At 56.3% G+C, this 21715-nt stretch carries 18 protein-coding genes and 1 tRNA gene; 9 read left to right on the top strand and 10 right to left on the bottom strand.

The genetic code is table 11. From position 1 onward, the window contains the following. Positions 1–5: 5 nt before the first annotated feature. Positions 6–455, top strand: coding sequence for a hypothetical protein (locus AC3WTM_RS10575; protein WP_102670729.1), 450 nt, complete (start codon positions 6–8; stop codon positions 453–455). Positions 456–525: 70 nt separating this feature from the next. Here the strand turns inward: AC3WTM_RS10575 and gabP are convergent, their stop codons facing one another. Next, positions 526–1917, bottom strand: coding sequence for a GABA permease (gabP, locus tag AC3WTM_RS10570; RefSeq protein WP_102670728.1), 1392 nt, complete (start codon positions 1915–1917; stop codon positions 526–528). A 564-nt stretch (positions 1918–2481) separates the two neighbouring features. Between gabP and AC3WTM_RS10565 the strand changes: the two genes are divergently transcribed. The 7 genes from AC3WTM_RS10565 (at position 2482) to AC3WTM_RS10535 (ending at position 8004) form a co-directional block, all read left to right on the top strand. Next, positions 2482–3255 (top strand): ABC transporter ATP-binding protein, encoded by a 774-nt coding sequence (locus AC3WTM_RS10565; protein WP_007972784.1) that lies wholly within the window; start codon positions 2482–2484, stop codon positions 3253–3255. 13 nt (positions 3256–3268) lie between these two features. Then, the gene (locus AC3WTM_RS10560) at positions 3269–4018 is read left to right on the top strand and encodes an ABC transporter substrate-binding protein (protein WP_015093061.1); all 750 of its coding nucleotides are present in this window, start codon (positions 3269–3271) and stop codon (positions 4016–4018) included. Between the two features lie 72 nt (positions 4019–4090). Next, a complete protein-coding gene (locus tag AC3WTM_RS10555; RefSeq protein ID WP_102670727.1) occupies positions 4091–4786 on the top strand; it encodes an ABC transporter permease in 696 nt (231 codons plus the stop codon). Then, a complete protein-coding gene (locus tag AC3WTM_RS10550; protein ID WP_008046525.1) occupies positions 4783–5472 on the top strand; it encodes an ABC transporter permease in 690 nt (229 codons plus the stop codon). The genes AC3WTM_RS10555 and AC3WTM_RS10550 overlap by 4 nt, the downstream gene beginning before the upstream one ends. Then, positions 5453–6682 carry a methyltransferase gene (locus AC3WTM_RS10545; protein WP_102670726.1) on the top strand — a complete coding sequence of 410 codons (1230 nt, stop codon included), beginning with the start codon at positions 5453–5455 and terminating at the stop codon, positions 6680–6682. Before AC3WTM_RS10550 ends, AC3WTM_RS10545 begins: the two co-directional genes overlap by 20 nt. Positions 6683–7025: 343 nt before the next feature. Continuing rightward, positions 7026–7850: an FkbM family methyltransferase gene (locus AC3WTM_RS10540; protein WP_102670725.1), complete on the top strand. Its 825-nt coding sequence runs from the start codon at positions 7026–7028 to the stop codon at positions 7848–7850. Positions 7851–7928: 78 nt separating this feature from the next. Then, positions 7929–8004 (top strand) — tRNA-Thr (locus tag AC3WTM_RS10535). Between the two features lie 440 nt (positions 8005–8444). Here the strand turns inward: AC3WTM_RS10535 and AC3WTM_RS10530 are convergent. Further along, a complete protein-coding gene (locus tag AC3WTM_RS10530) occupies positions 8445–9293 on the bottom strand; it encodes a hypothetical protein (RefSeq protein ID WP_102670724.1) in 849 nt (282 codons plus the stop codon). A 690-nt stretch (positions 9294–9983) separates the two neighbouring features. On the opposite strand from AC3WTM_RS10530, the gene AC3WTM_RS10525 reads away from it, so the two are divergent. Further along, complete coding sequence (locus AC3WTM_RS10525) at positions 9984–11087, top strand: endonuclease domain-containing protein (RefSeq protein WP_102670723.1); 1104 nt, start codon at positions 9984–9986, stop codon at positions 11085–11087. A gap of 997 nt (positions 11088–12084) precedes the next feature. On the opposite strand, the gene AC3WTM_RS10520 is transcribed toward AC3WTM_RS10525, so the two are convergent. The 8 genes from AC3WTM_RS10520 to rffA form a co-directional block, all read right to left on the bottom strand. Beyond that, positions 12085–15717, bottom strand: coding sequence for an SIR2 family protein (locus tag AC3WTM_RS10520; protein ID WP_256586043.1), 3633 nt, complete (start codon positions 15715–15717; stop codon positions 12085–12087). Between the two features lie 462 nt (positions 15718–16179). Next, positions 16180–17010, bottom strand: coding sequence for a hypothetical protein (locus AC3WTM_RS10515; RefSeq protein ID WP_102670721.1), 831 nt, complete (start codon positions 17008–17010; stop codon positions 16180–16182). Then, the gene (locus AC3WTM_RS10510) at positions 17010–17174 is read right to left on the bottom strand and encodes a hypothetical protein (protein WP_158247449.1); all 165 of its coding nucleotides are present in this window, start codon (positions 17172–17174) and stop codon (positions 17010–17012) included. Before AC3WTM_RS10510 ends, AC3WTM_RS10515 begins: the two co-directional genes overlap by 1 nt. Continuing rightward, a complete protein-coding gene (locus AC3WTM_RS10505) occupies positions 17167–17523 on the bottom strand; it encodes a hypothetical protein (protein WP_102670720.1) in 357 nt (118 codons plus the stop codon). Before AC3WTM_RS10505 ends, AC3WTM_RS10510 begins: the two co-directional genes overlap by 8 nt. Beyond that, on the bottom strand, positions 17523–17786 hold the full coding sequence (locus AC3WTM_RS10500; RefSeq protein WP_102670719.1) for a helix-turn-helix domain-containing protein: 264 nt from the start codon (positions 17784–17786) through the stop codon (positions 17523–17525). Before AC3WTM_RS10500 ends, AC3WTM_RS10505 begins: the two co-directional genes overlap by 1 nt. Positions 17787–17880: 94 nt before the next feature. Continuing rightward, positions 17881–18579 (bottom strand): hypothetical protein, encoded by a 699-nt coding sequence (locus AC3WTM_RS10495; protein ID WP_102670718.1) that lies wholly within the window; start codon positions 18577–18579, stop codon positions 17881–17883. Between the two features lie 55 nt (positions 18580–18634). Continuing rightward, positions 18635–20005, bottom strand: a complete 1371-nt coding sequence (locus tag AC3WTM_RS10490) for a tyrosine-type recombinase/integrase (protein ID WP_102670717.1) — start codon at positions 20003–20005, stop codon at positions 18635–18637. A gap of 516 nt (positions 20006–20521) precedes the next feature. Next, entirely contained in the window at positions 20522–21664 is a 1143-nt protein-coding gene (rffA, locus tag AC3WTM_RS10485) for a dTDP-4-amino-4,6-dideoxygalactose transaminase (protein ID WP_102685555.1), read from the bottom strand. Between the last annotated feature and the right edge of the window lie 51 nt (positions 21665–21715).

Here is a 21715-nt window from a genome sequence, read left to right as displayed (position 1 = left end):
TTCCCATGGCCTCCCTGAACAAACAACAGAAACGCGCCAAGCGCGCAAAAGCCAAAGCCAAGCAAATCCGCATGGTCGGTCGTAAATCCCTGGCACTGGACAGCGACCTGGATCTCCCGGAGCCGATCCCGGATTACACCCTGGCGATGTTCAGCAAAATGCGCGACGCGGAAGCCGTCAGCCGCAGTGAAATGCTCTCGGTGCTGCTGACGAACCTGGCCTTTATCATCATCGACCATCCAGAACTGCTGGACATGGAAAACGCCGACGACGAAGGCATGGCCGCCACCCACCTGGCCGCCGACATGCTGATCGACTACCGCATGTGGGCCGACGGGATGGACCGCGACGCCGCCCAGGCATGGTTGAGTGAGCCGCAGTTCATCGCCGATTTCGGCGCTGCACTGGATGTCTACCGCGAGTCGCTGGAAGCACCGGAAGAAAAAGCCGAGTAAGGGTTACTCCCAAACAAAAACGGCCGCTTGTCATCACTGACAGCGGCCGTTTTGCATTACGCGGTATGGATCAGCTCAACACCACCGCGCCACGTTTTTCCAGGTTGCGGCGGCGAGCCACCAGCAAGCCGGCCGCTACCACCAGAGCACTGAGCAGGCCGGTCGCGAGAATTTCCACGCGATGGGCTTCCTGGAACAGCATGATGGTCAGGGCCGCGACGATGAAGACGATCACTGCGTAGGTCAGCCCCGGGAACAGCCACATGCTGAAGACGATTTTCTCACCACGAGCCATACGCTGCTTGCGCATGCGCAGTTGCGAAATCGCAATCACCAGGTACACCAGCAATGCGATGGCGCCGGAGCTGGCCAGCAGGAATTCGAACACAGCAGCCGGAGCCACGTAGTTGGCGAATGTTGCCAGGAACGCTGCGCCAGTGGACAGCATCACCGCCCAGTATGGCGTGCCACTTTTGTTGGTGCGGGTGGACATGGCCGGCGCATCGCCGCGCTTGCCCAGGGAGAACAACATCCGCGACGAGGTGTAAAGCGCCGAGTTCAGGCAGCTGGTCACAGCGACCAACACCACGATGTCGACGATCATCTTGGCGTTAGGGATGCCCATGCGCTCAAGTACTGTCTGGTAGGAGCCCAGGCTTGCCAGTACCGGGTCGTTCCAAGGCACCAGAGCCACGACGATGAAGATCGACACGAGGTAGAACAAGCCGATCCGCCAGATAACCGAGTTGGTGGCCTTGGAGATTTGCTTGCCAGGGTTCTTCGATTCCGCAGCCGCGATGGTCACGATCTCGGTACCCATGAAGGAGAACATGGTGGTCAGGATGGCCCCCAACACCGCGCCCATGCCGTTTGGCAGGAAGCCTTGGGTGTCGAACAGATGGGAAACGCCGCTGACCTGGCTGCCCGGCAGAAAGCCGAAGATCGCCATGAGGCCCAGAACAATGAAACCGATGATGGCCAACACTTTGATCAGGGCAAACCAGAACTCGAATTCACCGTAGTTCTTCACGCTGAACAGGTTGGTCACGGTCAACAGCATCGTGATGACCAGGGCGAAGGCCCAGATGTCCACGCCAGGGAACCAGGCATGCAAGATGGTCGCGGCAGCGTTGGCTTCCAACGGAATCACCAGAACCCAGAACCACCAGTACAACCAGCCGATGGTGAAGCCGGCCCAATGACCGATCGCGCGGTCGGCGTAAGTCGAAAACGAACCGGTGTCCGGCGAGGCAACGGCCATTTCGCCGAGCATGCGCATCACCAGCACCACCAACATGCCAGCGGCGGCGTAAGCCAACAGAACAGCCGGACCTGCAGCGGCGATGGCGTGACCCGAGCCAACGAACAAGCCGGCGCCGATAACCCCGGCAATCGACAGCATGGTCACGTGGCGCGGTTTGAGCCCCTGTTCGAGGCCATTAGAGCTTTGGGTACTGCTCATTAAAACTACCTTTGTAAGGAGAAGCGAATGCGTGCATCCCGTTCGGCGAACCTTCTCGTAAAAAGAAGCCAACAGGGCGTTGTGGATTCTGCACGCAATAATTGCGCCAAAATATTTCAAAACCCTCTAGCCCGGCGATCTCGTCTCGACCGGACAGTCATCGCAACCCATTGAATTTAATGGCACTTTGCCAAAGCGTTACCCTGCGACCCACTTTTGCGGATACATCAGCGCACCGGAAACACACCTGTAAAGGGCTCCGCGCACATTAAAAGTGCACAAGCGGTGCATTTGGCCGGATAGCGCTTCCAACCCCCTGTCAAAGCTGGCAACATCGCGCCTTTTTTTGCGGCAGCCACCGCGCTATTTATCGACAGGCAAGGTTCAAACGGCTGTTCGGTTGTTGATGGGGCGACAGTCTGCTGCGTCGATGCGACAACCTGCCACACACCAGCCGATTACCGTCCGTAGCGCTGTTGGCTGCCATTGAAACGCTATGCTAGGTTGGCCGCCTCGCCAGGAAGGCCGCCAACAGCAGGAGCGCAACATATATGAGGAACGCACATGGCTGAGGCCACGCCCGCGCTTGAAATCCGCAACTTGCACAAACGCTACGGTTCGCTGGAGGTGCTCAAAGGCATCTCGCTGACCGCCCGCGACGGCGATGTGATCTCGATCCTGGGTTCCTCCGGCTCCGGCAAGTCCACGTTCCTGCGGTGCATCAACCTGCTGGAGAACCCGCACCAGGGCCAGATCCTGGTCGCCGGCGAAGAACTCAAGCTCAAGGCCGCGAAGAACGGTGAACTGGTGGCCGCCGACGGCAAGCAGATCAATCGCCTGCGCAGCGAAATCGGTTTTGTGTTTCAAAACTTTAACCTGTGGCCGCACATGAGCGTGCTAGACAACATCATCGAAGCCCCGCGCCGCGTGCTCGGCCAGAGCAAGGCCGAAGCCATCGAAGTGGCCGAAGCCCTGCTGGCCAAAGTTGGCATCGCCGACAAGCGCCATGCCTACCCGGCGCAGTTGTCCGGCGGCCAGCAACAACGCGCGGCCATCGCCCGCACCCTGGCCATGCAGCCCAAGGTCATCCTGTTCGACGAGCCCACCTCGGCGCTTGACCCGGAAATGGTCCAGGAAGTACTTAATGTCATCCGCGCGCTGGCCGAAGAAGGCCGCACCATGCTGCTCGTGACCCACGAAATGGGCTTCGCCCGTCAGGTCTCCAGTGAAGTGGTGTTCCTCCACCAGGGCCTGGTAGAAGAGCAAGGATCGCCACAGCAGGTGTTCGAAAACCCGCTTTCGGCGCGCTGCAAACAATTCATGTCCAGCAACCGCTAACGGAGCTACCCACATGCAGAACTACAAAAAGGTCTTCCTGGCTGCCGCCGTCACCCTGGCGTTCAGCGCCGGTGCCATGGCCGAAACCCTGAAGATGGGCATCGAAGCGGCTTACCCGCCGTTTAACAATAAAGATGCCAGTGGCAATGTCGTCGGCTTCGACAAAGAGATCGGCGACGCCCTGTGCGCCAAGATGAAAGTCGAGTGCACCGTCGTGACCTCCGACTGGGACGGCATCATCCCGGCCCTGAACGCCAAGAAGTTCGACTTCCTGATCTCCTCGATGTCGATCACCGACGAGCGCAAGCAAGCGGTGGACTTCACCGACCCGTACTACTCCAACAAGCTGCAGTTCATCGCCAAGAAAGACATCGACTTCAAAACTGACAAGGCCGCGCTCAAAGGCAAGATCATCGGCGCCCAGCGCGCGACCCTGGCCGGCACGTTCCTGGAAGACAACTATGGTGACGACATCACCATCAAGCTCTACGACACCCAGGAAAACGCCTACCTCGACCTGACTTCCGGCCGCCTGGACGGCATCCTGGCCGACAAGTACGTCAACTACGAATGGCTGAAAAGCGACGCTGGCCGTAGCTACGAGTTCAAGGGTGACCCAGTGGAAGAGAGCGACAAGATCGGTATTGCCGTGCGCAAGAAGGACCCGATCCGCGAGAAGCTGAACACCGCGCTGAAAGAAATCGTCGCTGACGGCACCTACAAGAAGATCAACGACAAGTACTTCCCGTTCAGCATCTATTGATACTGACCTGCCTGACCGGCGCCTGATGGCGCCGGTTCTCGGCCTTGCCTGCCGCGATTTGAAAAGAAATCCATGATTATCGACCTCTACGGATTCGGCCCGGCGCTCGCCGCTGGCGCGCTGATGACTGTGAAACTGGCACTCTCGGCCCTGTGCCTGGGGCTGGTACTCGGTCTGCTCGGCGCCTTGGCCAAGACTTCCCCGTACAAGCCGCTGCAATGGCTTGGCGGCACTTATTCGACCCTGGTTCGCGGTATCCCGGAATTGCTCTGGGTGCTGTTGATCTACTTCGGCACGGTCAACCTGATGCGTGCCCTGGGCGAGTTCTTCGGCAACCCCGACCTCGAACTCAACGCCTTCGCCGCTGGCGTGATTGCGCTGGGCCTGTGCTTCGGCGCCTACGCCACAGAAGTGTTTCGCGGTGCGATCCTCGCCATCCCCAAAGGCCATCGTGAAGCCGGCGTGGCCCTGGGCCTGTCGAAATGGCGCATCTTCACCAAGCTGATCATGCCGCAGATGTGGCGCATCGCCCTGCCCGGCCTGGGCAACCTGTTCATGATCCTGATGAAAGACACTGCGCTGGTGTCGGTGATCGGCCTGGAAGAAATCATGCGTCATGCGCAAATCGGCGTGACCGTCTCCAAGCAACCGTTCACCTTCTATATGGTGGCCGCGTTCATGTACCTGAGCCTGACGGTGCTGGCGATGACCGGCATGCACTTCCTGGAAAAACGTGCCGCTCGCGGCTTCGCGAGGAGCAACCAATGAACTGGGAAGTCATCATCAAGTGGCTGCCGAAACTGGCCCAGGGCGCAACCCTGACCCTGGAACTGGTGGCCATCGCCGTAATCGCCGGTTTGCTGCTGGCCATTCCACTGGGCATCGCCCGCTCGTCGCGCCTGTGGTGGGTGCGGGCATTTCCCTACGGCTATATCTTCTTTTTCCGTGGCACGCCGTTGCTGGTTCAGCTGTTCCTGGTCTACTACGGCCTGGCGCAGTTCGACGCGATCCGTAACAGTTCGATGTGGCCGTACCTGCGCGATCCGTTCTGGTGCGCCACAGCGACCATGACCCTGCACACCGCGGCCTACATTGCGGAAATCCTGCGGGGCGCCATCCAGGCGATTCCACCGGGCGAGATTGAAGCGGCGCGGGCACTGGGCATGTCCAGACCCAAAGCGCTGTTCTACATCATCCTGCCGCGCGCCGCGCGCATCGGCCTGCCGGCCTACAGCAACGAAGTGATCCTGATGCTCAAGGCCAGCGCCCTGGCCAGCACCGTGACCCTGCTGGAATTGACCGGCATGGCCCGCACCATCATTGCCCGGACCTACCTCCCGGTGGAGATCTTCTTCGCCGCGGGTATGTTCTATCTGGTAATGGCTTACGTGCTGGTGCGTGGCTTCAAGCTGCTGGAGCGCTGGTTGCGCGTCGATGCCTGCCAAGGGCGTTGATAGCGGCGTGTTGACGGGCGAGGCCCTGCTCGCCCGTTTCACTGCGCTGGATGCTTTTCTGACAGAGCATCAGGCACTGTGGAAACCCCGACCGTTCACTCATCGGCATCTTCCCTGGGAAGCGTCCTACCCGGAGCTGGCCGCATGGCTACGCAAGCGGTCGCTGGAAGACGCGGAAAACGCTCACAACCAACCTGCCCTTCTGAATGCACCGGAGCCCTTTGCTTCCCTGGCAACAATGTCCGTTGCCTTGAGTGCCGTGGATGAGTTGCCGGCTCGCACACTCGAGGCGGCGGGCCATCGGTTGAACGTCGATGTACCGGGGCGCAAATGGCAACAGATCGAAGCGTTCGCCAGTCGATTACAGTTTTCCGATACACCGCAGCATTGGCTGGACTGGTGCTCGGGCAAGGGACATCTCGGGCGCCGCCTGCTGCAACCGGGGCAACAACTGACGTGCCTGGAATACGACCCGGCACTGGTAGCCAGCGGCCAGGCACTCAGCCAACGCCATCACCTGCATGCGCTGCATATCGAACAGGATGTGCTCGCGACAGACGCTACGTCTTTATTGAGTGCGCATCACACGCCCGTCGCCCTTCACGCCTGCGGTGATTTGCATGTTCGGCTGATCCAACTCGCCAGCGTCACAGGCTGCAAACAGCTCGCTATCGCGCCGTGCTGCTACAACCGGATCAGTCTTGCCCAATACTCACCGGTTTCCTCGGCCGCCCAAGACTCCGGCTTACAGCTTTCCCTCGACGACCTCGCGTTGCCCATGAGCGAAACCGTTACCGCCGGCGCCCGCGTGCGACGTCAACGCGACACCTCCATGGCCCGGCGTCTGGGCTTCGACTTGCTGCAACGGCAACTGCGCGGCATGGACGAGTACCTGCCAACCCCTTCCCTGCCCAGCGCCTGGCTGGACAAACCCTTCGCCGATTACTGCAATCATCTGGCCACTCTCAAAGAGTTATCCACAGTCGGCCCGCAAGATTGGCCAGCCCTCGACGCCGCCGGTTGGCAGCGACTGGCCGAAGTGCGCAACCTTGAACTACTACGCGGACTTTTCCGACGCCCACTGGAGCTTTGGCTGGTCCTTGACCGGGCACTTTTCCTCACCGAGCAGGGCTACAGCGTCCGTGTCGGCACCTTCTGCGAAACCCCGCTCACGCCGCGTAATTTCCTGCTCCTGGCCGAACGCGCTTAAATACATCCGACCTGTGGATAACTCTGTTGATGAAATAATCGTGGATCCAATATCCACGCCTGTTTCAGGGCCAAATCCATACTGTTCATTTTTTATACACTCGCATAAAAAATCGAAAAAACAGGTATTTGCGAACAAACGAGAACGGATCCACAATTTCGGCCTAAACCCAGTGCGCTGCCAATGGCATTGTGCATAAGCATTTAATCAAAACGACATAAATGCCTAATCCCGGATCGCAGACAGGGGAAATTGCACCCTTTCATTACTCTTGATATACACACACGCAAGGGCGCCGGCAGCGCGGCCACGAACAAGAACATTCCTCCGACAGGATGCGCCAGTGACGTTCATTTCCTACGCACAGAATTTCGAAGACATACGCCTGTGGCGCGCCCTCAAAACCGTCGAGAACGGCTTCTATATCGACGTCGGGGCAAACGATCCCACCCATGACTCCGTCACCAAGGCGTTCTACGACAACGGCTGGACCGGTATCAACGTCGAACCGATGCCCAACTATTTCGAAGCCCTGAGCCAGCAACGTCCCAAAGACATCAACCTGCAGTGCGCGGCCGGGGAAAGTGCTGACGAACTGACCTTCTACGGCATCGCCGGCACCGGCCTCTCGACCCTCGACCCGGCCATGGCCAAACTGCACCGAGACGCCGGCATGGACGTGCGCAACCAAACAATCAAGTCCCGCACCCTGGCCTCCATCTGCGAACAACACGCCCAGGGCCGCGCCATTCACTTCCTGAAAATCGATGTCGAAGGCCACGAAGAAACCGTCCTGCGCGGCATGGACTTCAGCCAATGGCGGCCATGGGTGATCCTAATCGAAACCCCCTGGGCCCGCGACCAGGCCTGGGAAACCCTCGTCACCGACGCTGGCTACCACTCCATCCTGTTCGACGGCATCAACACCTACTACCTCGCCGAAGAACACCTGAACCTCAAACCCGCCTTCGACATCCCGCCGTGTAACCTGGACGAGTTCCAATTCTGCAAAGGCCACAAGTTCAGCCACCCTGTCAGCGACGCCGAACACCAACTCGCCGCCGCCCTGCAACGCGCCGAACAGGCCGAAGCACAGTTGCGCGCGATGCAAAACAGTCGAACCTGGCAAGCCATCCAGAAACTCAAGAAAACCCTGCTGCGAGCCTGACCTGAAGCCAGCGCAAAAATAGTCATAATTCAGGGGTTTACAGAAGCCAGCCAATCGCTATAATCGTCGCCCTGACACGCCGGTATAGCTCAGATGGTAGAGCAACTGACTTGTAATCAGTAGGTCCCGGGTTCGATTCCTGGTGCCGGCACCATATAGAATAAGGCTCGCAGCGATGCGGGCCTTTTTCATTTCTGAACTGGGGTTACACCGGGGTTACGTTTCTGGTAAATCGACAGCGATGTCGACCCAGTCGTCTTCCTCTGCTGGAGTCGCGCAGGTCGACGCTAAGCTGGGACATCAGCTCGCCTTACAGCGTCCTATTCGGATCAGTCTTTTACGCTTAACGATCTACCGAGCTGGCCGCGAGGAATCGTTGGGCTGTGGTGAAAAGCAATTTTCGTAGCCCACAAAAGGCCTGCGCCATGCGCTACCGACGGCTCTCACATTCGCGAGCCAAAAGACAACCAACCCAAGGATGCTCGGAGTTTCTTAAACAGTACGCGCGCGGATTTGCGATGGATTCGCCTGGGCAGGCTGAAGAAAGCCCCTGATTAGGCTTTCTTCAGTACGTTGAAGTACATCTACAGCGAGTCAGACATCTGGCCCTTTCTGCGAGCTCGCAGGACCGAACGTACCGGTTATTTTCCAGACGGTAGATTGGTGCTCTTCAAATTTACCTCCCAGATCCAACCCTGTCCCCTTGATGGTGGCCTTAAAACCAGCATTCAACCCGTAATCATCGGAATACGTGAGTGAAAGATTGAAGTTCTTCAGCCCGTTGTTTACGCGAGCGGTAGCAACAGCCTGCCAAAGCGCTTCATGAGGATACCAAGTCAGATTCTCCGGAATTGACGGGGTGTTATGTCCTTCCAGTTTTGCATCAAATAGAACCGCGGAGCTCTCCGCGCCCTTTTTGCCAACACCTAACGAAGCAGAGTCTTGAGATGGGACTGCTATGCCAAGGCCAGCAGAAAAGTCCTGATCCCAGCCGACGACATGTTCAACCTTGATTTCATTCGCTCCTAGGCTCGATAGGAGCGTTATAACTTCCGCGAATTTATGTTCAAACGCCTGACGGTGAAACGAGCTTGCGGTGTAGTAAACCGAAGGATTTGCAGGGTGCTGGGCGTAAACAACATTTTCTCGAGGATGTCCGGGCGGGAATATGAGCTTCAGCTTCTTAGTTTCGGTATTGCTTAGAGTGGTGAGATCAGCACCTTTATCGAGCGCCTCCATGATCGTCTTTATCAGTTCTACGGCTTGTTTACCGAGAGTGATAGCGAAGGGTTCCGTGTACAAAGTGAATACTGATTTTGCGATTTTTGTTGCGAAGCTTTCTTCAGAAGCTGAGGGTGCCGTCTGCGCTTTGCGCATCGCTTCTGCGGTTTTATCGGGGACCACTACAATCAATCTGTGACCAATTTCATAGCTGTCATCCATGAGGATTCCAAACTCCAGGCAGGTAGGTGCTTGCTGTCAGAGGCTACTTGGTTTGGAACGTGACTCCAATTGCTTTGGCTAGGTTGCCGGCGGCGAGCTTGAATTGCTTGGGTCTTCTGGCAATGCAGATAACCGCGCTCGCATCGACGTTGTAGACTCTAGGGCTCAGTCGTTCTGATTTTTCTAGCGCTCCACGATTACCATCCAGAGTTTCTGGACCAATACGCGCGCGAAAGGAAATGGCGGGGCGACTCGCCTGCCCACGAGTCCTCCTTTTATGGCTAAGCGGCCGGCCAGTGAGCGCATTTGCCTGACTCAGCAGGAACTCGGTGACGAAGATTCGGTGCTAACAGGTTTAGTAACTCAAGACGTGATGGCCGCGGACGCATACCCTGTTTTCGCGTGAGCGACGTTATCTTGCTGCCACGTTGTGTGGCCCGACGTATTCACCAGCGGGCGCGTACCTAGGTACCTTGTGGTAGCAGCTAACGATTCTCCATGCCCTAGGGTATCTATCAGCCTTCGCGCCATAGGAGGCGGACTACAGTAAGGTCTGAACGGCAAGGCTAACACGATGACATCTTTCACTACTGACGAACCCTAAGTGAAGAATTTTCGCAGATGTTCTTGTAAACCAGAACATGATCCGACAGGTTTCTCAGAATTTGTATCTCAGCAAGGAGGCGTTGTGTGAGCGGGAAATTTGAAAACAAGTTTTGGATTAGGCTTGGCTTGATCACAGTCATATTGCCATTATGCTTTATATTCCCATATGTCTTGATCGTTGTACTTTGCCTAGCTTGGGTAATTTTCGTAGATTCCAAATCACCCAAGATTGAAGAACTCCCTCCGCCCCGCACATGGGTCGACGCAACACCTGAGGACAGCGACTGGCTCGATCTGTTCCTCAAAGGCTGCGAGTCTCCGGCCGAAGAGCAGTTCCTACAGGCCATGGTCAAGGAGTTTGATCTTTATCCGAATAAGGGCACACTCATTTCCCCAAGACTGTCCATGGAAATGCAGTTTACGTTTCAGAACTATCGCTTCGACTTTGTGCTCAACGGCAACTACATCGTCGAGATTGATGGTGCGACATATCACTCATCCCCTGAGCAGGTGAAGCGTGACCGTATCCGGGACGAATTCTCTGTGGCCAACGGCTATAGCGTTCTGCGGATACCGGCGAGTGTGGTCTTCAATAGTCCTGCCGAAGCTATCCGGCGGGTCAAAGCTTTTGCTCTCAAATCTACCACCGCAACGTCAGAGCCGATTGCGAAACCTACCTCTAGACAAAAACCTGTATCGCACTACCTCAGAGACTTCACGAAGGGCGTATCGAATTTCACTCAGAGCATCAGTGACGCGAGTTTGAAGCTAGCTACTACTTCAGATTTTAGGAAAGCCATAAGCCAAGAGCAGATATTTCTCGCCGCAATGGTGAGCAAAGTCGAGACAGAGATCCGCGTCATGAATCTTTCTCCTGATGAGCGAAAGTTTCACGATGATATGTACGCAAGAGTTACGCAGGGGCGTGTGAAAAAAACTCTTGCCGAATCTTTTTACTGGATACCTGTTGTTTTGCCAAAGCCAGTTGACGATGAGGAGGTTCAGCGGCAGATCAAGGCGGAGTGCGACGACGCGCTTGAAGAGCGCAGCAAGCGTTTTGGGGATCTGAGGGAAAGATCTGCTAATGATCCTATGTTTGCGCTTCTGTTCCACCGATATATGAAAGGATCGAGTTTCCCGGAGATGGATCTAATCCACCCTGGGTGCTCAGGTGTACCATTCATGTGAGTTTTGCCGGTACCGCAGAACGTAACCAAGCCTAGGGGCATCTGCTTTAAAAGGTTAAAAATGGTGTCCACAAAAAATCAGGTGGACACCATCGCTTTAAGCGACGGCTATCAGGAAGATTTCCATGGAGCGAATCGTCCCTAGCAAACACCTTGCGGTGACTGACAAAGTCATGTGTGCCACTCCGGCGTCACCGCAAAGATGATCTATGCTCGCCTTGCATTAGAGCATTTGGATAAGGCGCCGCCCCTAATCCCATGTCTTTTCATTCACTACACGGCGCGATTTATCATCGTTGCGGTGATGACGGACAGGCCTATTCGTACACAAATAAAAAAGCAGCTCTCGGGAGCTGCTTTTCGATCCTACTCCCCCTTTTTATGCTTATGGGGTTTCAGGTCGGGATGATCTTTTTGCTTTTCGGGCGTGACTCTCTGCCTCTTGTCCGGAGTGCCATCTTCGTTGGTTCTTTTAGGGCCAGGTTTGATACTCATGGTCGATTTCCTTTATCGCATGGGTTGTTAAATCCTGCTTTTTAACTAGCCCGGTTCTTTACAGCTGTCAACATGGAGTGGGCAAAGGCTGCGTAGTCACGGGGTAGGCATTCGAAAGTAAATCGCCGAGTTGGTCACGCCTCAGAAGCCCGGTTTTCGGGGCTTTCGTCGAGCAGTTTGAATCGGCTCTGAGCTTTTTGACGTCTACGAGATACCCCCATTTGGCCGTCAGCAGCCCTCCACGAAGGTTGCTTTGGATCGATTGCTGACTGTCGCTTAGAACAGCTGTCGACCCATAACGGACATTCGCAAGTAAGCGAATGGCCACTGCGGGTCGATTTCAGCGGGTTCCGACAGGAAGCCATTGACCGGTTTCTGCCTGCCGCCAACGGCAGCTTTGGTTTCTGCCTCTCACCACAGGCAGCAACTGGCTAGAAGGAGTTATCGAGTGCCTAGGAAAAGTCGGAGGTGATTCACGGGTTGTCGGTCATGATGACGGAGCTCTAGCTTCGTTCGACAAGATCGATAAGGCGCAAATAACGCGGATCTGATGTCAGGTCAGGTTCGGTTTCCGCTATCAGTGCTAGCACCTTCGATAACTCGTATGGCGGACGGGTGAGGATCTGGGGTGTAACTCTGTTCATCATATCCAGCGTCGCTTCAGGGAACAGAGCGGTAATCGGCTTTTTATCACGGATTTCTCGGGTGAACCGATAGAACGGGCGCTCGTTTGTCTCCACCGGTACCAAGAACTTCTTCACTGCTTCATAGACTGCCGGGAAGCAATCGCCGGTGTCATCAAGCAGGCCGACCCACGCTCTCATCGATGCAGAGGTCCTGTATCGGCGTTCTCTAGGCCAGTCCTCATTGATTAAGGGAATGACGTGTTTGGCCCAGCCTTTCTCGTTGCTCTGTCCAACTTGGCCCAACCAGGAAATGAACCGGTTCCGAGTATCGTCAGACATCGCTCGAAAGACCGAACGCATTTCGCTTCGTGAAAGACCGCTCGGCTTGTTTGGGTAAAACACGCGCATGACACCCAGCCATTCGGCGGCTACCGTTGAGAGATCGCGATCCCATGACAATCCTTCGACCCACGAGACCAGATCAAGTAGGAGCGGTTTGATAATCTCTCGCAACGGAGCCCGAGGTACCTGCCCGCCATGAAGAGCCCCACTCCATGCTGGTTCCGAAGCGGGATGCTCGAACGCCAACATTGGAATTAGGCGCTCCTCAGTCCAGGAAGGATCTACAAACATGAGCCAGTTCAGCCTTCTACACGCTATCGACACGGCATGATCTGAACCCTCACCTGGCGCCGCAAAGAGACGCTCGGCACGAGACTTGATGTGATCTGGGATTAGTGAACAGGCCTCCTGTATCTCTCCGGGCACTGCATGAAAAAGGGCCTTGGCACACATGCCCACGGGGCCATTGACCGCATGGTCGTATGTGCGCCGGGATTGTTGAATGACTTTTCCAGCTTGGCGGACTTCGCCAAGACCGCTCTCCGCGGCATCTGCACCACCGCTCAAGATCCCATCGACGATGTGATCGTAGACCGCCCAGCCGAGACCTTCATCAAACTCGAGAACCGTAGCCAAGTTCTTTTCGAGCCATCGGCCCAAGGTATGGCGCAGCTCGGCGATAAACGCATGGGGGAGTCGCGCTACTCGGTTCAGGAATGCCCGTCTCAGCCTGGGCGTGATGTCTGCGGGAAGTTCATTGATCATGGACGACCAGAACACCTCTGGGTAGTCGTCAGCCCTTCCTGCAATCGTCAACGCCGACAACGCCTTTCGCGGATTGGCTTTCACCAAACCAGTGAAGGGACGCTTCTCGGTGAAGAAGCCAAAGTCACGCTTCAGCTCTTCCTTTGCCTTGGGAATTACCTCGTTTACTGGAAGGTGCAAGACTGCATCTGGTTTCTCGTCCGTACTAACCCAGCCCACCTGTGAGCCCTGTTTAATCACCGTTGAGGTCGCCCAACCGTCGCTCCATCCATGAATACCACTGATAATCTCGGCAAGCCGTTCACTGCGATCTGCCATCAGCTCACAACCTTGTAGTTCGAGATACCGAGCGTAGCTGGCGGCAAACCCATCCCGCAGCCTATGGAATTCCTCGTCTCTCAAATGGGAAAGTTGATCGGGGCCCGTCAAGATACGATCAGTAAGTTGATTCCGGTTCTCCTGAGAGAACTCTCTCCATCGGTCCACCAATAGGAAAAGAAGTTCTCGGACCACATCGATGTCCCAGAATGTTTCCTGATCTAAGGACAAGACTTCTTCGGCAACATGGTCAGCCTCGAAGGCATCTACTTTGCTGAACGCATACAGCTTGAGCTTGCGGAAGAAATACCGATCTGTCGCAGGCCAAGTCGTTGCATGTGCCTTTGCCAGCTCTGGCCACTTGGCAGCCAATCGGTCAAAAAGTTGGACGAACCACGTCACGACCTCCGCGGCCATTGTGACGCGCCCTCTTCCACCGGCATCACGGTCGGGATAACAGGTCGGTGTACGGAAGTAGACGGTCTCGATATCCCCCAACAACCCTGAGGCGACAGTTAGCTGTTCCTCCAGGATGCCAAATACCTCTGGCAATAGATCGTCGGGGACGTCTACATCTTCGTTGTGCCGATCAAGGAACACGACTTCGAACTGACCGAGGTCCTCGAGATGAGTTTCCTCCCAGGGTACACAGGGAGGTCTGGACTGCCTCAAGCCATACGGTGGTTTGATCTCCAGTCGCGGCGTCGCAAATCTCCGGAATTCTCGTAGGATACTGGCAGTCCAACCTTCCGCATCAATCCGTCTCTTCAAGTCGAACCAGTCGCCGTTCCACTGACGACCGCGAGAATCTCTGTGGTGTTCGAGGATCAAGCTCCAGATATGACGAGCGCGCTCGTGGAGAGCCTCCGAGCGTTCCACTTGCCACTCGAACTGTTGCAGCAGTCGCGGATGCAGTCCGTTCTGCCGAACTGCCCACCAGGCCAGCACAGGGCTATCGATAGACTTGCTGAGCCAGGTGCTAAGGTGGCCAAGCCTTGTCGGCATCGCTTCGAAACCTTCGGCCTGTCGCCCACCCAACCGATGAAATTCATGCGGATTGTCGTCTTCGTCGCGCCAGACTAGGAGATTGTCGTTGCTGACACCCTGTCTGCGATCAGACTCAGAGATCTCCCCCAGATCGTCATCAATCCCATAAGCGGCCACAGGGTCGAAGGTCTCTGCGTCAGTGCCATAGCTGCGACTCTGTTTCCCCGATCGGACATTAGCATCCATCACACATATCCATTCAGGATGCGGTGTCGGATCAGCCTCCGAGAACGATCTTGCCCCCTGTACTGTGCGAAGGACATGAGCAATTTGGCCACGCTCATGAGGGGGCAGATCCTTCGGGTCTTGCTGGCTTTTAGCAATTATGGATGCCCGCCAGCTGCGCGGATCGTCGGCCCGGTCTGCCCAAGCTTCCATGCTCTTCCACAAGTCCGAATGATGGGAATAGGCTATGGCTGTGACACCTCGGTCACGCCACTTAGCTTCAATCTCCTCAGGAAGTCCACGGTCAAAGGCATAGAGCCTAGACCGGTCATACTGGCCGTCATGGTTGAGACCCTGAAGAAGATATTTGATTGGTGGGTCTTCCGCCTGATAGCCGACCAAAACCACGGTATATCGCGCAAGGAGGTGCCTGATGAAGTTGGTGGCCCACCCTTCTGAGAGGTAGGCGCGTCCGAAGTCCGCGCTGCTCAGCACGTAGGGATGACTTTCAGAGGCTGCGTCTACCAGTCGCCCGTGTAGATACGTGATCCCCTCTATCTTCGATCCAAAGCTCAAGTCGGGAAAAGCAGGCGGCACATGCCGGACCAAATGCTCTCCCTCCTGCCCTGCCTCGAACAATCGGTCGAAGTTCGTCGTGACAATCTGCGGCACGTCGCTCTGGCTCGAAGAAATACGCTTGATCAGACTGTGCTCACGTCCAAAATCTTTGATTTCCAAGGGAGCACTCAGCCGCTCGGTGACCAATGCGTTGACTTCATCCTTGCCGTATTCAAGGTGGAGGAGGTTGAAGATTTGGTCGAGTGGGACATTCGCTGCAGATTGACCGTCCAGCCATGGTCGAAACGCGGCCATGATTTCTGAGTCGCCTGGCGGGTCGAAGAATTCTATGACGTATCGAGTGAGGCCGACAAAGGTCGGCATTCCAGATGGCAACGAAACTCCGGCACCGCACAGAAACACGACACGACCAGCATCACAGCGTTCTAGAAGGATATCCGGTATGGAGGGACCATCTGGATGGAATCTCATGAGCTCAACTTATCAATACTGTTCATAGATATTACTGCCAGATTGGCATGTACGCCCACTTCGACGGTAGCTCCTTGGATACTGAACCGCATCAGTATAGGAGCGCATCGACGATGCCTTTCGTCTCCCTCGCCCAATAGCTCTCATCGATTGCCAATACTCGTCTGGTTTCTAGCGATCCGCGATTGGCATCCCGAGTTTCGAGAGCAGTACGCGCGCGAGGCTGCGGCTCAGGCATGAAGGGCTGGCCGCAGTACCTCCCAAGGTGAGTGGGCGTTTCGGGGCTTACAGGTCCGTTGTGTTGTAGCTATCGGCTGGAAAGCATTCAGCCAGCCATTCCTCCTCTGTTTGTTCTGCCGGTTGTTTGCGTGGACGGTCAGGCTCAGTAGCTACCGTGTACACGCATGTACTGATTACCGTTTTTACGTGGTTTTCTGTACACGTACTTGGTTTTGGCTGAAATCCCTGATTTTGCTGGGCTGGAGCCGAATCCTTGTCCGGCACCACTGTCCGGCAGTTGTCCGTCACTTGTCCGGAGGGTGTCCGTCCGTTGTCCGGCTGAAAGGCTTTGCGCACCTCAGCAGTAGTGATGGAAAGCGGGCGCAGAGTCCCGGTGTCCAGCCGATTTTTGCGGCCGGCTACGATATCTGCTGTAAACAGGATGCGCCGCAGGTTGCCCAGATAATCATGGAGCGAAGAAAGACGCTTGGGCGTGGAAAGCCCGGTTGATTGCCAGAACTTAAAGAGATGGCTGCGCGAGCTAACGCGAAAGTGCCCTTTCGGCAAAGGCGAGCCTTTTGCCCCTGCCTTGGTGGTACGGTCACGATTCAGGTTCGCGTTGAAGATGGCATGGGTTTTCATGCCATCTACAAACGACGGAAACTGTACCGTCACGCCAGCCGCCTTGTGATGGCCATACAACCCCGTCGAATAGCCGCCATACTCATATGCTTCCATCCCAAGTGCGAGCAGGATTTCGCGCAGAAGAGCTGGTGAATATTTGTCCCACCAATCCTGAGGTACAGGCATACCACTGGAGGGGCGAATGACGAGCTGGCCATTCTCGATACTGATTTCGTCTCCTCGGGCGAGCAACTTCTCGACGGTGACGGTCATTAGAGTGCCAGGGCTTTGGTCAGTTTGTCCTCCAGCGCGATCAGGCCAACAACAGTGGCCAGCATCAACAACTCGACGACCTGCGGGTGACGATGAATCCAGACGGCGACTTTCATCAGACAAGCCGGGGCCAGCACGGCCAGGCGGGTGCGCGGGTTAGTCATTGGATTCACCCTCAGTGGTGACACGGGTTTTGTGTTTCAGGTAGGCCAGCACCTTGTCCGTCTTGTCGTGCTCACTGGACGGCAGGTTATAGCGCTTCACCAGGCAAGGGTCGCCAAAGCGGTTCGGGACGCGCTCAAAATGGCGATCAATGATCAGGCCGTGACAGCGGCCCAACTCCGAAATAGTGCTAGGCAGGCAATGGTCACCAATGCGCTCAGCCTCGAAGCGGTTAAGGCTGATACCCGACCGCAGAACGGCCAGAATGCGGACGATCTTGCTTGGAGGTTCGGTGTCAGGCTGGCCTTGCGACGTGCTGCTCTGCTGGGATTGGAGGCGGCTCTTTTTCATTACGCGCGCTCCTCGCCGGTATGGTTGGCGGTGCGGCTGGCCAGGAACGTGGCAAGGTCGCTGACGCGGTACTTCACCAGACGGCCTACCTTGAGGAAAGGCAGGTTGTAGCGACCGGTCGAACGCCACACTGCGAGAGTGTTCGGTTTAACGCCAAGAGCGTGGGCGGCTTGCTTGTCGTCTACTTGAACGGGTGGGTTGAGCGGGTTACAGCCAAGTGCTGCGAGGATCTCGGCTTTGATGGCGTCAATATTGGTTCGCATTGGGACAGCTCCGTATCGATGTATAGATCGGAGCCGATTTTTGTTGGCTTCTTTGGATAAGGCCGACGTATCCAGCCCACTATCCACTTATCCCCTACCCGTTACCCAAGCTTTGTTTGCCGAGGCGCTTGCGGATCGTATTTTGTGAGTCAGGTAGGTTGAGACGCTCTTTCACCAGAACCGCAAGCTCTCGAAGGCTGGCGGGCTTTTTCCGTAGTCGCTGAATCTCATCGGCGGTATTGCGCCATCGCTGGTGCTCGATGTCTCTAGCCTCATGTCGCTCTTGATTCCTCTCGGCAAAGTCCCGATTTTGCTTGCGGTAATACTCTCCCAGTGATGCGTCGGACTGATTCGGAGCAATGGCGGAGCTAGAGGCATCCAGCGTCGGCTGGGTCTTCTGTGCCTCAATCACCTCAAGCAGCGCGTCTCCATTGATGGGCACTTCATGGCCAACATTTGCTGCCCAATCAAGAAAAACCTTGAGTTCCCGTAATGTGAATGGGAAGGCGAGTACCGGCTCAGCAGGCCGCCCTTTGGGATGCCGAAAAAGCACTTTCCGCTCATCTGTCGCTAGGGCAGCCAATACCGCTTCATCCGGTATCTTCAAGAAGACACCACCTTCTTTCCTGACCTCAAAACCGCTTCCGAAATCTTTCAGAGGAAGCCCGTCGTACTGGTCCGGTTCCACAATCTTGGTGAAGTTGTAATAGTCGATCGCAACCCCTTCGAACTCGGGGCTTTCCAAATTCACTTCAAGCCCATTACCTTCCAGCTCAGTTTCGTAAAAAACCATAACACCCTCAGGGAGCTTCTTTTAAAAGTGTCCAGTCAAGCGGGTGGTGGTTCGGTTATTTGCGGCTCTGGTTCGAAATCAACACCACTGAAGCAGCCTGTTTGATCCCCGCAGCTTCTAGCATGGCATTCGTCGCCGTCTCGACAGACTGGCGCACCGGGTCGAGGTCGAGACGGGCATAGATCGCCGTGGCTTGGTGCGTCTTGTGATTGAGCGACTTCCCGATGATCGCCAACGATGCGCCGGTCTTGGCTTGCCAGCTCCCAAGGGTGCGCCGCAGATCATGGATGCGCAGGTCAGTCATGTCATAGAGCGCCGGGTCGACTTTTAGCGCAGCGGCAATCGACCGATAACGCTTCTCTGCGGCGGTTGGCGCAGTTGTGATCTCTTGGCTGGCCTGTTTGCGCTCCTTGGTAGACAGCTTGCCGAGCTCGCTCAGATGGTCGATAAGGCGGCGCAGGCTGGCGCGCAGTAGGACGGCCGCCCAAGCCTTTTTTGGCTCGACCAGATGGCCAGTCTTACCCTCACCCGGAAACACGAAAGGAGATGTGCCGGTCGTGCGCTTGCGGGCCTTGAGTGCGGCCACGGCCTCGGGCGATAAAGTGACGTTCTGCGGTGTGCCGTTCTTCGTCATTTCGATGCGCCAGACGCGGGTCTCTAGGTCGAGGTCGCGCCAGGCCATTGCTTGTACGTTCGAGCGGCGCGCACCAGTGAGCAGCGCCAGCAAAAAGAAGTCGCTTAAACTTGACTCGCCGATGGCGGCGAACAAATAGGGTAGCTCCGCGGCCTGGGCGAAGCGGTCACGCGACACCACCATGTTTTTCTGAATGCGGCTGGCCGGGTTTGTATCGCTGAAATGTTCATGTTCGGCTGCGTAGTTGAAAACCGACGAAATGATGGCGACGGCTTTGTCCGCTTGGCGTGCGCTTTTCTTGCTTGCCTTGCTGTGAATCGCCTTCACCTCAGATCGGGTGATGTGCGACAGCTTGTTGTTGGCGATGGCCACCATGTGAAGCCGTGCGGTATCCAGGTAGTCCTTTTTTGTACGCTCGGTGATCGGAGAGCCATCGCGCTTTTTTTTCTTCTCCAGCATCTCGGCCAGCATCTCGGCAAAGGTCGGCTCCTCGCGGATGGCGCGGCGAACGGCTGCCGGATTAGCGCCGGCCTCAATCTCCGCATTGATGGCCGTGGCCTGCTTGCGAGCCTGCTCGACGGTCATACTTGGGAAGCGGCCGAGCGTGACCCGCTCCGGCTGGCCTCCTTTCATCCGGCGATAGACGGAAAAGGTTTTTACGCCAGTGAACGACACTCGAAGCTGTAGGCCCTGAATCTTGGTGTCGTGATAAGTGGCGCGCTTGCCGGACTCGGGTGTCGGCAATGCGGTCAGTCGTTCCTTGCTGAATGAGATATGGCTTTCGTTGCTCATGTCTTCCTCGCCAGTTACGGGGTTACGCTGGGGTTACGTTTCAGACCGAAAATGGTGAATTTTCGTGTAACCCCGTAAAGGCAAGAATAGGCTGAAAGCCCCATTCTGTATAGGCTGATAGAGATTCGTAAATCAGTGGGTATCATTGAACCCTCTGACTTGTAATCAGTAGGTCCCGGGTTCGATTCCTGGTGCCGCACCATACAGAACAACGACTTAGGCTCACCTTACGGTGGGCCTTTTTCGTTTCTGGGGTTTCACACCGGATTTGGTCACAGCTTCTCAGTTGACTGGAGCTGGCGACAGCCTTTTTGACTGGCACCTCGCTGCCACCCCCTCCCTGCTGTTCAAACTGAACGAAACCAACTTGCCCGAGGCGGTTTCTCACGCGACAAGCACGCACACTGGCGGAGTGCTTGGCCTTCCTGGGCTACAAAGAACGCGCCGAGCCGAAAACTGCTGCGATAAAACTCGGACTCGGGATCGTGCCGAACTCCGGCAAGAGTGCTTATCGAATCAGCGACACAGTTCGCCCCGCAAGACTTCCACCACACGTTCCTGCTGCTCGACCGACATACCTACCCATAGTGGCAGTCGCAGCAAGCGTTCCGAGAGGCTCACCGTGTTGTCCATGGCGCCATGGACACGACCGTAACGCTGGCCAGCCGGCGAGGAGTGCAGGGGCACGTAATGGAAGACCGAATTGATTCCCTCTCGCTTGAGGCCATCGAGCACCGGTTGTCGCGGCACGTCTGCGGGCAGCAGCACGTAGTACATGTGCGCGTTGTGCTGGCAGTCGGCCGGGACGATAGGACGGCGCAGCGCCCCGCTGGTTTCCAGCGGCGCCAGCAATTCGTGATACCGCTGCCAGATGGCAAGCCGCGCCTGCGTGATGTGTTCGGCCTCTTCCAACTGCGCCCAGAGAAACGCGGCAGTCACGTCCCCTGGAAGGAATGACGACCCGACTTCCTGCCAAGTGTATTTGTCGACCTCGCCGCGGAAGAAACGGCTACGGTCAGTGCCTTTTTCGCGGATGATTTCTGCGCGCAACACATACGCAGGATCATTGACGAGCAATGCGCCGCCCTCGCCCGAAATGACGTTCTTGGTCTCATGGAAGCTGAAGGCGCCAAAGTCCCCGATACTGCCCAGAGCCCGCCCCTTGTAAGCGGCCATGACCCCCTGCGCCGCATCCTCGACCACTTTCAGGTTGTGACGCTGGGCGATCTCCATGATCGTATCCATCTCGCAACTCACGCCAGCATAATGAACCGGCACGATTGCCTTGGTGCGTGGCGTGATGGCCGCCTCGATCAGCGTCTCATCCAGGTTCAGGGTATCCGGACGGATATCGACGAACACGGGAACGCCACCGCGCAAAACGAAAGCATTGGCCGTGGAAACGAACGTGAACGAGGGCATGATGACCTCGTCGCCCGACTGGATGTCCAACAACAACGCGGACATTTCCAGCGCTGCCGTGCACGAGTGGGTCAGCAAGGCCTTGCTCGAACCGGTACGTTCGATCATCCACTCATGGCACCGCTTGGTGAACGGGCCATCACCGGCGAGGATATTGCCGAACTTGGCTTCAGCGATGTAATAAAGTTCTTTCCCCGTCATGTAGGGGCGATTGAACTGGATCGTTTTGTCTTCCATCATTTGAGCCTTCGCACGCAAATTTTAATCGGGTCGAACTAGACTCACGTC

This window comes from Pseudomonas sp. EU05-FHT14B02, assembly GCF_058791055.1.
The sequence above is the reverse complement of the archived record's forward strand: the minus strand, read 5'-3'. Positions and strand labels throughout refer to the sequence as shown.